Annotated in this window: 15 protein-coding genes; 3 read left to right on the top strand and 12 right to left on the bottom strand. The window is 39.7% G+C overall.

Going from position 1 to position 12,670, the window contains the following annotated elements; all coding sequences use genetic code 11:
• The first annotated feature begins 5 nt into the window (after window positions 1-5).
• Both CLV81_RS04390 and CLV81_RS04385 read left to right on the top strand, forming a co-directional pair.
• On the top strand, window positions 6-926 hold the full coding sequence (locus tag CLV81_RS04390; protein ID WP_106143830.1) for a cation diffusion facilitator family transporter: 921 nt from the start codon (window positions 6-8) through the stop codon (window positions 924-926).
• Window positions 926-1,366, top strand: coding sequence for a GNAT family N-acetyltransferase (locus CLV81_RS04385; protein WP_106143829.1), 441 nt, complete (start codon window positions 926-928; stop codon window positions 1,364-1,366). Before CLV81_RS04390 ends, CLV81_RS04385 begins: the two co-directional genes overlap by 1 nt.
• A 48-nt stretch (window positions 1,367-1,414) precedes the next feature.
• Here CLV81_RS04385 and CLV81_RS04380 read toward each other — a convergent pair whose 3' ends face one another.
• The 7 genes from CLV81_RS04380 to CLV81_RS04350 all read right to left on the bottom strand — a co-directional run bounded on the left by CLV81_RS04380 (window position 1,415) and on the right by CLV81_RS04350 (window position 6,477).
• On the bottom strand, window positions 1,415-2,029 hold the full coding sequence (locus tag CLV81_RS04380) for a hypothetical protein (protein WP_106143828.1): 615 nt from the start codon (window positions 2,027-2,029) through the stop codon (window positions 1,415-1,417).
• Window positions 2,001-3,245, bottom strand: coding sequence for a DNA (cytosine-5-)-methyltransferase (gene dcm / locus CLV81_RS04375; RefSeq protein ID WP_106143827.1), 1,245 nt, complete (start codon window positions 3,243-3,245; stop codon window positions 2,001-2,003). Before dcm ends, CLV81_RS04380 begins: the two co-directional genes overlap by 29 nt.
• Before the next feature lie 74 nt (window positions 3,246-3,319).
• A complete protein-coding gene (locus tag CLV81_RS04370; RefSeq protein ID WP_106143826.1) occupies window positions 3,320-4,738 on the bottom strand; it encodes a S41 family peptidase in 1,419 nt (472 codons plus the stop codon).
• Window positions 4,739-4,792: 54 nt separating this feature from the next.
• Window positions 4,793-5,290 (bottom strand): hypothetical protein, encoded by a 498-nt coding sequence (locus CLV81_RS04365; protein ID WP_211297985.1) that lies wholly within the window; start codon window positions 5,288-5,290, stop codon window positions 4,793-4,795.
• Between the two features lie 29 nt (window positions 5,291-5,319).
• Window positions 5,320-5,784 (bottom strand): Crp/Fnr family transcriptional regulator, encoded by a 465-nt coding sequence (locus CLV81_RS04360; RefSeq protein WP_106143825.1) that lies wholly within the window; start codon window positions 5,782-5,784, stop codon window positions 5,320-5,322.
• Between the two features lie 8 nt (window positions 5,785-5,792).
• On the bottom strand, window positions 5,793-6,206 hold the full coding sequence (locus tag CLV81_RS04355; RefSeq protein ID WP_106143824.1) for an MFS transporter: 414 nt from the start codon (window positions 6,204-6,206) through the stop codon (window positions 5,793-5,795).
• Window positions 6,207-6,213: 7 nt separating this feature from the next.
• Entirely contained in the window at window positions 6,214-6,477 is a 264-nt protein-coding gene (locus tag CLV81_RS04350; RefSeq protein ID WP_106143823.1) for a hypothetical protein, read from the bottom strand.
• Window positions 6,478-6,628: 151 nt separating this feature from the next.
• Here CLV81_RS04350 and CLV81_RS04345 point away from each other — a divergent pair, with 151 nt between their 5' ends.
• Window positions 6,629-7,159, top strand: coding sequence for a Cif family virulence factor (locus CLV81_RS04345; RefSeq protein WP_170068323.1), 531 nt, complete (start codon window positions 6,629-6,631; stop codon window positions 7,157-7,159).
• 32 nt (window positions 7,160-7,191) lie between these two features.
• Here CLV81_RS04345 and CLV81_RS04340 read toward each other — a convergent pair whose 3' ends face one another.
• From CLV81_RS04340 to CLV81_RS04320, 5 genes are all read right to left on the bottom strand, one after another.
• Window positions 7,192-7,488 carry an antibiotic biosynthesis monooxygenase gene (locus tag CLV81_RS04340; RefSeq protein ID WP_106143822.1) on the bottom strand — a complete coding sequence of 99 codons (297 nt, stop codon included), beginning with the start codon at window positions 7,486-7,488 and terminating at the stop codon, window positions 7,192-7,194.
• A gap of 29 nt (window positions 7,489-7,517) precedes the next feature.
• Window positions 7,518-8,678, bottom strand: coding sequence for an alpha/beta hydrolase (locus CLV81_RS04335; RefSeq protein ID WP_106143821.1), 1,161 nt, complete (start codon window positions 8,676-8,678; stop codon window positions 7,518-7,520).
• 42 nt (window positions 8,679-8,720) lie between these two features.
• A complete protein-coding gene (locus tag CLV81_RS04330; protein WP_106143820.1) occupies window positions 8,721-10,346 on the bottom strand; it encodes a S41 family peptidase in 1,626 nt (541 codons plus the stop codon).
• Complete coding sequence (rnpA, locus tag CLV81_RS04325) at window positions 10,330-10,722, bottom strand: ribonuclease P protein component (RefSeq protein ID WP_245911916.1); 393 nt, start codon at window positions 10,720-10,722, stop codon at window positions 10,330-10,332. The genes CLV81_RS04330 and rnpA overlap by 17 nt, the downstream gene beginning before the upstream one ends.
• A gap of 94 nt (window positions 10,723-10,816) precedes the next feature.
• Window positions 10,817-12,670, bottom strand: coding sequence for a M1 family metallopeptidase (locus tag CLV81_RS04320; protein WP_106143818.1), 1,854 nt, complete (start codon window positions 12,668-12,670; stop codon window positions 10,817-10,819).

Raw genomic sequence — 12,670 nt, 5'->3', positions numbered from 1 at the left:
AGACTGTGGACCATCACCATCACCATAATGGTCATCATCACGACCACGCCAATCTAAAAGGAAGAAACCTCTTAATTTCCATAGTTCTCAATGTTGTAATTACGGTTGCCCAAGTTATTGGAGGTGTAATCTCTGGAAGTTTGGCATTGTTATCTGATGCGCTTCATAATTTCAGCGATGTTCTTTCACTTATAATTAGTTATGTAGCTACCAAATTAGCCAAAAGGAAGGCTAGCATAGACAGAACATTTGGTTACAAGCGTGCTGAAATATTGGCGGCTTTCATCAATGCGTCCACTTTAGTGGTCGTCGCAATTTTTTTAATGATTGAGGCCGTAAAGCGGTTGATGGAACCTCAGGAAATAGGTTCAAATCTGGTAATTATTATGTCTTTCATTGGGATTGTTGCAAATGGACTAAGTGTCTTATTGCTTAAAAAAGATTCCAGTAGTAATATGAACATGAAGTCTGCCTATCTTCATTTGTTAACCGATATGATGGCTTCAATTGCCGTTTTGATAGGGGGTATTTTGATGAAATTCTTCCAGATATATTGGGTGGATGCGGTGTTGACCATGGTCATTGGCATGTATTTGGTTTATATGGGATATGATTTATTGAAGGAATCCACAAAAGTGTTGATGCTGTTTACTCCAAAATCCATTGAAGTACAGGAGATAGTAAATTCCATTTGTGAACTGGAAGCAGTGAAAAACGTACACCACGTACATATCTGGCAATTGAATGAGGAAGAAATTCATATGGAAGCGCACATAGATTTTATGGAGGATATTAAGCTCTCTGAATTTGACGTTATTTTGGAACAGATAGAGGAACATGTGTACCATCGCCATGGTATCAACCATGTGAACATACAACCAGAATATGATAAATGTGACTCTAAAAATGTAATTGTACAAGATTGATGAAGGTCCATATCAAAACATTTACAGAACTTACTAAAGACGAGCTTTATGCTATTCTAGCATTACGTTGCGAAGTTTTTGTATTGGAGCAAGAATGCGCCTATCAAGACGTGGACTACAAAGACCAAGAAGCGATTCATCTATTGGGAATGAAAGAAGGGAAAATAGTAGCCTATACCCGAATGTTTAAACCGGGGGACTACTTTGAACATACGAGTATTGGCAGGGTAGTGGTTAGAAATGAGGAAAGACAATATGGATATGGAAAAGAAATTATGGAGGCAACGCTTGCCGAAATCAAAAAAAGCTTTCCTAAAGGACCGATTGAGCTCTCCGCGCAGACCTATTTAAAAAAATTCTATACTGAACTTGGCTTTGTGGAACGAGGCGAAGAGTATTTGGAAGATGGAATTCCGCATGTGAGGATGGTTAGGGAATAGATAAGATTAAGCTAAATAGTAGGCTAGAAAATAAAATCAGCATTTCCGCTAGTACAATAGTTTCCCAACCCCAATTGCACGCAAAAAATCCAACTTTAAGATTAAGTTGACAGGACTTTCCGCTTTGTTTTTATTAGAAAAAAAGAGACAACCTTCAGTATAGGGTTCAAGATGGTTTAATTGCATTTTACCGTGAAAACTAGGTTGTGAACGTGCCAATTCCTGCATTCGTTCAGAAGTCAATCCACGAGCAGCCAAAAACTGTATTAGTTTTTCCCGATTAACAAAGGTGATGTTGCAAGAGGTAAATACATTGGTTTCATCAGAAAAGATGCTGGTGACCAAGGCGTAAAATTGCGTTTGCTTTTGGGTATCAAGGAACCATCCCATTTTTTCGACATGATTCTTCATATAGAGAATTTCGAAAGCAAACGTGGGCAGTGATTCGTTAATGTAGTCCAGTTGAGCTTTTTCATCAACGAAATAGGTTTCCCCGGTTTTTTTATGAGTCAAAATAAGGTCTATCCCTTGTTGTTGTCTATTTAAATCATGCATACGTTCAAATTCGTATGACGTCAAGTGCTTTTGATAATAAGAATCCAAAAGAGGGGTAAGTTTTTTCTCTTTGGCCAAATCAGTTTTGAAGCTGCTTTTCAAGGGCATTGATTTTCTGGAACAGGGCGTTACCCAGTTGTTCCACTATACCCACCACTAAAGCGTTGCCCATAAAAAAGGCTCTTTTCGTATTGGAAATACCTTCCAACTGTGTGTGATTTTCGGGAAACATGTTCAATCGTTCCAATTCTACGGGAGTGAGTCTTCGCAATCCCAAGGAGGTTTGGACTACGTGCTTAAACCGTGAAGGGGATTTGCCACCCTCTCCGGTTATAATTGTTCTGGAAGGTTGATTAAGAGCATCTGGGAAGACCATGCTTCCCTCGCTATAGTGGTATGCAAAACCATCTCGAGTTTTGCGGATTTCTTTTTTGGCACCCTTTAAATAGCTCCATTTAGGGATGTCTGTTTCTGAAAGATAGTACTCGGAATCTATAGTTTCATTTTCAAGGATATCCGATAGAACTACACGGTTCCCATCATAATCTGGTACTGTTTTTAAGGTATGTACTCTATTATTGATACAGAGGCCCGTATTATAAAAAGGCGAAAGCCCTTTTTCATTGTTGAAGGTTTTTGAAATGGAAATTAAATCTTCTTTCAAGAGGAAGGATGAGGTAGCGGCCTGCATATTTGCTGGAAAAGACGTAGCAAAAGTACCATTGGCCAACAACCACTCCTGTGGATTCTGGGTATTTAGTGATTCATAAACAGGAGAAGATTTATGATATCCAATAAAGAAAACTCGCCTGCGACGCTGCGGCATACCATAATCTGCGGCATTGATTACACGCCATTCTACCGCGTAGCCCAAATCGTTCAAAGATTTAAGCATCACTGCAAAATCTCGTCCTCTTTGTATGGAAGGCGATTTAAGCAAACGATCTACATTTTCAAAAAGCAGGTATTTAGGTTTGTTTTCTTTTTCGGAAAGAATACGATGGATGGACCACCAAAGCACCCCCTTTTTTCCAATAAGGCCTTTTGAGTTCTTCAGACTTGTGGCCACCGAATAATCCTGACAAGGAAACCCACCCACCATAATATCATGATTGGGAATGTCAGAGGTGGGGACATCTTCAATGTTGATGTTAGAATGATTTTCAGTCCCAAAACGAGCTTCGTATACTCGTGAAGCATGCTGTGTTTTGGTGGAAGGCTCCCATTGATTACTCCAGACCACCTTGAATTTTTTGGTGTTTTCAAGACCTAGTCTAAAACCCCCTACTCCGGCAAAAAGTTCACAAACTGTCAACTGTCGCATGTTCAAAAGTAGCGTTTGTGACTAAATTATGGGCGCGAATCAAAAGCTAACTTTTTAACAAGACGCCTTTAAAACTATCTTTTAAAATCCTTCATTGCGCTTAGAATCATTTCTTTGTCTTGCTCAAGATTTTGGGCAACTCGTCTAAAAAATGGTTGTCGGTCTTCTGGATAATTCAACTCATAATGAGGAGGAATTCCTATGGATTCATAACAAATGCCATCGATGTCGTAGTAAACTTCATTGGAAATTGCGAATGACCATCCGTTGGGGAGCGGTTTTTCCAAAGCATCGGACAACGCCCCCTGACTTCTGGAACCTATTCGTGTAATATGTGGAAGCACCTTTGAGGCCATCACAAAAAAATCGGTAGCACTGGCCGATTGCTGTGAAGTAAGGAGAAACACAGGTTTTAGGTAGGCGTTTTCGGTTGCTTCCATATAAATGGAAATTTCAGGGGTAAATCCATCATGAGTTTTGGTTTTTTTACTGGCCACCTTTTTTCGCTGGTCGTTGAACCGTTTTAGTATTTCCAAACTTACCACATCTTGTCCTCCGCCATTAAAACGAACATCAATTATAAGGGAATCCGTGCTTTGCAGGTCTTGCATGACACGGTCTATGGTATTGGAGGCACCAATTCGCTCTTTCTCAATGTACTCTGCCTCGTTCATTTGGGCAAATGCATCCACATATGTGCTTATGTATCCGTTTTTCTGCACCAAAGAATCAGGAAGGTTGAGGTCTGCGAATAACCACATGCTTTTTACGTGGATATATCCTATATTTCCTTTCAATTTACCCCAAGTAACTATTGGAGAATCAACAGTCAAATCCTCGTCAAGGAAAGTATCCGAAACTAATTTAGCCATCTGAAAGTCCCCATATTCAGGTAGTGTATCCTCCTCGGTTTGAGAAGCCGCGTCCTTGTCTAAAGCAGATGCTTGTTCATACACTTCATTTGTAGGCTCAATATACCCATGATTGTCTTTCAGTACTGACATGATTTCTTCCATTACCAAATAGAGGTCCAAGTCTCTCGTGCTAGCGGAAATTTTCTTTTGGTTTGCTGTATATAAACTATCCCAATTTATTTGATTGTCTTCAAAATAGGCATAGTTGTTCTTAATGGCTTCGGCATATACCTCAAAATTATAAACTGGATCATTTCTTTTAGAGTCTGATAAGAGGTCCGTACATATATTTGGCATTTTATCCAGTCGTGTATACTCATAAATCCCGGTGCCCTTCCGTTGGACCAAAGTGTCGTTTCTTAGCGTTAGATTATTTCCAAATGAATCCATGTTTCCTTTTTGAAGGGGCAAGCAAGAGATAGAAGAGGTATCATAAAAAGAAAAGGAATCTTTATCTATATGAAGAATTCTTCCATAGCCAATGGCCTGCCAGGTCCCTTCTTTGTCAAAGGAGGCGGATTTCTTCTTTTGACATGAGAAAAGAAAAAGAATACCAATCAATAAGATAATACGCCGCATAACTTTGAGATTTAACTAAAAGATTAGTCCAAGTCTCAAATGTTACAGCCTCCGTTATTTGGTTTTTTTAAAATGGGCGTAAAAACTAGTGATAATGGCCAAAGACGATACCAAGGTCATAACGGTACCAGGCATAAATTTTACGTACCCCCCAAGATCTAAAAACAAAAAGTAACCCAAATCGGCCAACCCACCTGTAATGGCCGCCAAAAAAATGGCATTTTTGTTTCCTTTCCAGATATAGAAAGCGCAGATGAAGGTTACCAGACCTATCCAAAACAAGTTGAACCCATGTTGCCCAATAATGGCTCCTGCGGCTTTTGGATAGTCCATTTCTAGGGTTTCGGGCTCTATGGCATCAGCAATTCCGCTGATAGAGGCTGCTATGTCGTCCGTAAGCACACCTTTCATGGTCATTGCCCCTGCAAAAATGTGTACCAGGCCCCAAATAATCCATAAAATGGCTGCGGTTTTTAAAAAGATGGAGAGATTTTTCATGGAAGAAGTATTAGGATATCCGACCAATATCCCATTTACAGATGAAGAATCCATTAACCTAGATTAAGAAATGAATATCCCGATTATTCATACCGTTCTCGTTTTATTTTGCTCAAGGTTTCTGGCGCAATTCCCAAATAGGAAGCTATCATTTTTTGAGGTACACGCTGAATAATATCAGGATAGGTTTTTTCAAAATGTTCAAAGCGGTCAAGGGCAGAAGCACTCATGAGCATTATAATACGTTTTTGCAAAACAGAAAGCCGCTTGAGAAACGCCCCAATATTCTTTGCTTCCCGCTTAATATCTTTTTGTAGGACACGGACATCAGAATCTTCCAAGGCATCAATGTAAAGTTCGCAAGGAACGTCTTTTGGCAAGTTATCGCCAATGGTCCAGTTTTCCGGGGCAAACATGAAAATATGCTCCCTTCCCTTTTCATCTAAGGTGTAGCTTCTCAAAAGCCCAGAAACCACGTGGTATACCTTACTATCAAGTTCTCCCTTTTTTTGAAGTATCTCCCCTTTTTTTACATTGATTCGCTTCATCCAAATATTTATTTGCCTACTTGGGCAAAATCTCGTTTCATGCCTTCTAAAGAAGGCTTGGTGAAAATCATATACAGAATAAGAAACAATCCGATTACCAGCAGCTCTTTTTTTAGAATTAGAATCAGAAACGCAGCGCCCTCAAGCAGGGCCCAACGAATAATATTTGCCGTCTGATAGGTGCCTACCCTTTCTTCCAAACTAAGCTTGGCATCCACAACCTTTAATTGTTGTTTATAAACCATATTTCCCAAAAAAATAGCAGAAACGCCAATGAGAAGATAAATTACCGTGTTTGAATCTATATTAGGCACGTTAAGGAATTCAAGAGTCTGTAGGTCTCCCAAAAAAAAATAGGCCAAAGTGACCCCAACACATAATCCAATGTGTATGATTTTGATTGGTTTTAGTTTTTCGTTCATATTTGATTTAGTTATCCTTATTTCTAGAGTCAAGTTCTGACTTTATTTTTTTCATGTTTGTAAACTGAAGTGGCAAAACACCACAACAAGAAATACCAACTGCGATTAAAGCAATAAACGAGGAATTGTTCTCTTTGGTGAGAAGACCATAAATAATTACAGAGAACAATACTATGAGAACACCAATTAGAACACCGGTAATAGACTTAATGGTTTTCAATTCCGATTGCAATTTCTCTGTGGTTTTATCTTTTAGGGATTGCTCTTTCATAATCATTTGGTTTATCCAAGTAGGAAAGTTACACTTTTTGGCGTAGTACACTCAGGGTGTCGTTTAGAATTAAGGGTAAGCCTTCATATCATCAAATTTCTTAACTTCAGAAAGTTAGAGACTTTTAACACGCAACAAATAACCTTTTAGAATGAAGAAATTTATAGCCACTATTGTCGTATTGTTCTTTTTGGGTTCGGTCCAATCACAAGAACTTCCAAGCGGAGACCCAAATGACGTAGCATCCATTGATGCTATAATCGCTGCGGTTTATGATGTTATTTCTGGCCCGGCAGGTGAAAAACGGGACTGGGATAGAATGCGCAGTTTGTTTATCCCGGAAGCAGTGCTAATGCCGTCAGGTAAAAATGCGCAAACTGGAGATGTGGGATATAGATATTGGAGTTTGGAAGATTACATCAACAAAGCTGGAAGTAATCTGGAAAAAGATGGTTTTTTTGAAGTGGAAGTGGCCCGAAGGGTTGAAAAATATGGAACGATAGCCCATGTGTTCTCCACCTATGAATCTCGCCGAAATAAGAATGATGACAAACCATTTGCCAGAGGAATCAACAGTATTCAATTGTTGAAAGGCAAGGACCGATGGTACATTGTCAGTATTTTTTGGATGGGGGAGAGTCCAGAATATCCCATTCCTGAATCCTATCTCGTGAATGGGTAAAGTATTACTCTTGAGAACCAACACGCAAGATACTATCTAGTAAAATCATCAATTTCTTTAAAAACCTCTACAGAAACACGATGTCCTAACTCATGCATTGACCCCATTTTTGTTTTTCCGTTGCCCTGCCAAAAACTCTCCCAGTGTTCTAGAGAGTCCCATCGAGCCACTGTTTTTATTTCTCGGATATTATTATTGTTTTGAATCATAAAGCTACCTTTAGCGCCTTTTATTTGTTGATGGATTGTGTTGGTAGTTTTTTTCCATGTCTCAATGAAAAGATTCATTTTTTCTGGCTCAACATGCCAAGTGTATACTATCCGAATCATGTTGTTTAAGTCAAATCCCGTTTTGGTTTCTATTCAGTCTTTGGGTAAACTAATTTTATAAACTGTTCAGCCAAAGCGGTTTGTTCTGGATTTTCTTCATAGAGCAAAGTGTTTTTACGAGAGTAGGCTCTTGCAAAGACATCAAATTTTATGCGGTATACCATGTCTTTTGTGTTGGTGTCTCCCTTTTCTTCAAGTACATCCAATTTGGCCAGTTCTTTTTCCCACCAACCAAAATTGGTTTCTTTTGGATTCTCGAAATCAGATGTCATACGAGACTTAAGCTTATTTGCAATTTTTTCTTCCTGCTTCAGAACATTGGAAAAGGAAGTTGCCTGCTTTTTATAAGCTTTGGTGGCCAATAACTTTTGATGTTGTTGCATCAAGGTATCTAAAGAAACAAAATCTTGGAAGGTTTTGATGGTTCTTTCATATTGTTCCGAAGCACGTAAGAGCTCATTGCGGGCTTTGAATTCTTCAATTCTTTTATAAGCTTTTAGATAAAGGTTTTTTATTTCGTCAGCCTCTTTTGATGGTGCCTTTTTCAGTTTTTGAAGATAAAGCCAATCAAATGCTTGCGAGATTTGTTCGGGTGCGGGCCAAGAATGCTCGCCTTTGTATGTAATAAGGGTATTGTTGAACTTCAAAAATTGAAGGAAATCTTTATTTTTCAACATTTCCTTGTAATTCATGTCCCTATCCCCAACTAGCCCCACATAAGCATACTTCTGTATACTGGGCTTATAGTCGGGCACGCTCGGGAAACCAGCACCACAGGCTACAACTCCGGCAAATTGATTGCTCAATGAAGCTATGGCACAAGCTACTCGCGAACCTCCCGAAAAGCCGGAAAGGTACATTTCATCTTCCTTGATATTGAAATGGGAAAAAATATGTGCGAACAAATTATTGGCTATGCCAAAATTACGGTCATAACTACTGTTTCTTGAATTGTTTGAACAGACCAGAATATGATTGTATTTTTCTGCCGCCGGAATGAAAGGGCGAATTCCTATCACAGACCTTGCAGCGGGCTCAAAAATAAAAACAATGGAACTGAGTTCATTTTCTTTGAATCCATTGGGTATATACAGCGCAAAACTCTCATCTGTTGTGCCAGATACAGGAATAGAATCCAGTATTTTGCCTTTTTCGTATACTTCTTGTGCTTGGGTTGAAATTGTCAACACAAGACAAGTATACAAAAGAAGATATTTAATCAGCACGACCTATTAGTTGAGGATATTGCTGTACTTAGAGGTATCTGACAGAAGTTCTGTTGCGGCCAATATGGCCTCATCATGGTTCAAATAATAGTCATAAAGACCTTTTCGGTAAAAGTAACGCTTGATGATTTCGTCTTCAAGGTTCTTTTTTATTTCCGCTTCAAAGGAATCGAGAGCAGTTATTTTGCCTTGGTTTACAGCCAATAAAAGGTCTTTGTATTTACTCTGGACATCCGGGCCCAATAAATGCTCTTCCGAGTTGATGGATTTTTCAAGCAAGGTTTCCGTTTTGGTTTGAAAAGAGAAATCTTGTTCTTGGGCGTATTTTTTGAAGCTTTCAAAATCCGAATCGGAAAAAGTGAAGGAATCTACAGTGTCAAATGAATGGTCATAGTAGAAATCGGTGGCAAAATCAAAAACCAACAAATTACTTTTGAGCGCATCTAGCAAAGTATTGGATTTTAGGGTGGATATTTCCACATCTGGCATTACGCCTCCACCGTCTTGGACTTTTCTACCATTTCGAGTAGTGAATTCCTGAAATTTAGTGTTGCGAATTGCGTTTCCTTCATTATCCCTGTTCCAATAGTCTAGGGCTTGTATACATCTTCCAGAAGGGGTGTAGTAACGGGAAATAGTCACTTTCAATTGTGTGCCATAAGTAAGTTTTAGAGGGCGTTGCACGAGGCCTTTTCCAAAACTACGGGCACCCATTACCACGGCCCTATCCAAATCTTGAAGGCCACCTGAAACAATTTCACTTGCTGAGGCACTGCCCCCATCAACCAATACCACCAAAGGAATATCAAGATCTTCTGGTTGCTTTTTGGTTTTGTATTGTTGGTTGAATTTTTTGACTTTGGATTTTGTGGTTACTATCAATTCATCTTTGGGCACAAACAAATTAGTTACGTTTATGGCTTCTGTAAGAAGGCCACCAGGATTTCCTCTTAGATCAAGAATCAAGCGTTCCATTCCCTGTCCTTTCAAGTCTTGCATGGCAGATTTGGTTTGACCAGAGGCTTTTCTATTGAATCGGGAGAGAACGATATACCCGGTTTTATCGTCAACCATTCCATAATATGGGACTGCGTCAACCTCTACACCTTCACGGTTCAAAGTAGCCTTTTTAGTCTCTCCTTGACGTACAAAAGTTATGTCCACACTGGTACCATTAGCTCCTTTAAGCAATTCACTGGCATTGTCATCAAAGTCGGAGACTAGCGTTTCACCAATTTTTATAATTTCATCACCAGCCTTAAGACCAGCTTTATCTGCAGGGTATCCTTCGTAGGGTTCAATTATCAACAACTTGCTTTCATAAGAACGAACCAACGCGCCAATCCCGGAATATTCTCCAGCGTTGTTTATACGAAAGGCTTCCACATCCTGTTCATTTAAAAACGTTGTGTACGGGTCGAGCTCATCCAGCATATTTTTTATGGCAGAATCCATAAGCTCTGCAGGATTGGTCTCATCAACATAGTTCATGTTGAGCTCTTTAAAGAGCGTAGTAAAAATTTCAATCTGCTTGGCAATTTCGAAAAAGTCACTTTTGAAGCTGCTTCCTACCACAAGAAATGCAATGGCAATCAAAGGAAGAACAATCTTTTTTTTAACTACTCTTTTCATGGAGGTCCAGTTTTATAAAATTCTGTAGAAGCTCTTTCATGGCCGCCTCAGCTTCCGAAAAAGAAGGCATATCGTGTCCAATATATAAAAATAGCAACGCAAAGTTTCCCTCTATGTTGTTAAAAACAAGGGATTTGTTTGCCCGGTAAGCTTCTCGCAGCAGCCGTTTTATCCGGTTTCTTTGAAAGGCCTTTTTGAACTTTCGTTTTGGCGCAACCACAGCCACCTTTATCTGTGAGCCATCGTTAAAGTTGGTTGGGAGATATCGCAGCTGTAATGGATAAACCTTAAGGACCTTGCCTTCGGAAAAAAGGGAATCAAAAGCTTTTTTGCTTTTTAGCCTTTCTTTTTGACCAAAAGTATGTTCCTTCTTCATGGAGCCCATAATCCGTTCAAGTACATTTAGAAATGAGTTACATTCAATTCTTAAATGCACCAAATATAGGAAGAAGAGTAACGACTCTCGGTTCTTATTCGGCGACCTGAAAGACGTTGTTTTGTTTGTCGATATCGGCCATTAATTGTGATGGGTCCAAAGCTATGGCCTCAATGGAATCCAAAGACCTGTCAAGAACTAGTTCATAGGTGGGATACGCCCAAGCCCAATCTTTTGCTATTGTGCGTTTGAATTGAGGATAAGGGTTGTCCTTTTCACCACGCATTATTTGTAGAGGGACATAATAGGTTTCGTTGGCTCCGTCTTTCCCTACCACTAAAATATCCAACGGCATGGGCATAAGACCTATGCGCTCAAGAACAACTTTGGTAGAATTTCCACTGGATTCTACACTTTTAATGGCATAATCGATGGTGTTGGTAGTTTGTGTCCAGTCTGTTAAATACCAGTCCAATTGCATTCCGGAAACCTTTTCCGCAGTGCGCTTAATATCGTTCGGAACAGGGTGTTTGAACTTAAAGTCCTCGAAATATTTTTTGACAGTTTCCAACAATTTATCTTGTCCAATAACATATCCTAATTGAGAAAGAAAAATGGACCCTTTGCTGTATGCGGCCACTCCATAGGCAAAATTCGTGGCATAGCGGTCGGCATGAGTGGTTTGTGGCAATTCCAATCCAGAGTTTACCAAAGCATAGTAACTCTTGTAAGAACCCTCAAAAGGGTTGTCTTTGTTTTGACCCATAATTTTATTCATACAAAGACTACTAATGAAGGATGTGAAACCCTCATCCATCCATTCATATTTCGATTCGTTGGTAGCCAAAACATGCTGGAACCAGGAGTGGGCCATTTCATGGACCATAACACCCACTAAACTTGAAAACTGTCTTTTCCCAGTAATAAGTGTACTCATTGCATACTCCATACCGCCATCCCCACCTTGTACTACGGAATATTGTTCATATGGATATTTACCAATGTTATCACTGAAGAAACGCATGGTCTCTTCTGTTTTGGGCTGAAGATTTTTCCAATTTTCTTGGATTTCGGGATCGTTTTTATAGAAAAAGTGTAAAGTGGGGCCATCTTCCATCTCTACAACGTCATGAACGTATTCAGGGTCGGCGGCCCACATAAAGTCGTGAACATTGGGAGCCACAAAATGCCAAGTCAACGTTTTTCCTTTGGTCTTTACTTCAGTACCTGGAGCCTCGTACCCATGTCCAATTTCTTGTGGATTTTGAAGGTACCCAGAACCTCCAACAGTGTAATTTTTGTCAATGGTCAGTTTCACATCAAAATTACCCCACACTCCGTGAAACTCCCTGGCAATGTACGGGTTGGGATGCCAACCTTCCACATCGTATTCCGAAAGTTTGGGATACCACTGGCTCATTGAAAGTGCCACCCCTTCTTTACTATTTCGTCCAGAACGTCGTATTTGTAATGGCACTTGACCTCTAAATTCCATATCTAAGGTCGTTTTCCCACCTGGTTGAATGGGAGTGGCCAAATCCACGACTAAAATGGTGCCTTCTTCATTGAAGCTGACGGTCTTTCCGTCTTGTTTTAATGAAATGGCATGTAAGTAGCCCATTTCGCTTTCAGATAGGGATGCTATTCGACTTTTCCCGTCTTCCATCATCCTACCATCAGGATCTTTTATGCTCTGCAACCGTATGTCCATTTCACTTCCTGGTTGGAAAGCATTGTAATATAAATGATAAAAAACCCGATTGAGTACATCTGGGGAATTATTGGTGTAGACCAATTTTTGGGTCCCAGTATATTGATAAGTATTCACATCCATGTCCACTTCCATGGTGTAATCCACTTCTTGTTGCCAATATCCAGGGTGGGATTGCCCCATAAGAGACACAATACCTGAGAAAACGCCTAAAAAATAAAATAGTGTCCTTTTCAT

The organism is Flagellimonas meridianipacifica (assembly GCF_003001695.1).
Taxonomy (GTDB): Bacteria; Bacteroidota; Bacteroidia; order Flavobacteriales; family Flavobacteriaceae; genus Flagellimonas; species Flagellimonas meridianipacifica.
The sequence above is the reverse complement of the archived record's forward strand: the minus strand, read 5'-3'. Positions and strand labels throughout refer to the sequence as shown.

Excerpts from the sequence above, each read along its gene's own strand:
- CLV81_RS04370 (WP_106143826.1), bottom strand. The coding sequence starts at position 4,738 with ATGCGGCGTATTATCTTATTGATTGGTATTCTTTTTCTTTTCTCATGT.
- CLV81_RS04345 (WP_170068323.1), top strand. The coding sequence starts at position 6,629 with ATGAAGAAATTTATAGCCACTATTGTCGTATTGTTCTTTTTGGGTTCG.
- CLV81_RS04320 (WP_106143818.1), bottom strand. The coding sequence starts at position 12,670 with ATGAAAAGGACACTATTTTATTTTTTAGGCGTTTTCTCAGGTATTGTG.
- CLV81_RS04360 (WP_106143825.1), bottom strand. The coding sequence starts at position 5,784 with ATGAAGCGAATCAATGTAAAAAAAGGGGAGATACTTCAAAAAAAGGGA.
- CLV81_RS04365 (WP_211297985.1), bottom strand. The coding sequence starts at position 5,290 with ATGGATTCTTCATCTGTAAATGGGATATTGGTCGGATATCCTAATACT.
- CLV81_RS04380 (WP_106143828.1), bottom strand. The coding sequence starts at position 2,029 with ATGCCCTTGAAAAGCAGCTTCAAAACTGATTTGGCCAAAGAGAAAAAA.
- CLV81_RS04330 (WP_106143820.1), bottom strand. The coding sequence starts at position 10,346 with ATGAAAAGAGTAGTTAAAAAAAAGATTGTTCTTCCTTTGATTGCCATT.
- CLV81_RS04350 (WP_106143823.1), bottom strand. The coding sequence starts at position 6,477 with ATGAAAGAGCAATCCCTAAAAGATAAAACCACAGAGAAATTGCAATCG.
- CLV81_RS04340 (WP_106143822.1), bottom strand. The coding sequence starts at position 7,488 with ATGATTCGGATAGTATACACTTGGCATGTTGAGCCAGAAAAAATGAAT.
- dcm (WP_106143827.1), bottom strand. The coding sequence starts at position 3,245 with ATGCGACAGTTGACAGTTTGTGAACTTTTTGCCGGAGTAGGGGGTTTT.
- CLV81_RS04385 (WP_106143829.1), top strand. The coding sequence starts at position 926 with ATGAAGGTCCATATCAAAACATTTACAGAACTTACTAAAGACGAGCTT.
- rnpA (WP_245911916.1), bottom strand. The coding sequence starts at position 10,722 with ATGAAGAAGGAACATACTTTTGGTCAAAAAGAAAGGCTAAAAAGCAAA.
- CLV81_RS04355 (WP_106143824.1), bottom strand. The coding sequence starts at position 6,206 with ATGAACGAAAAACTAAAACCAATCAAAATCATACACATTGGATTATGT.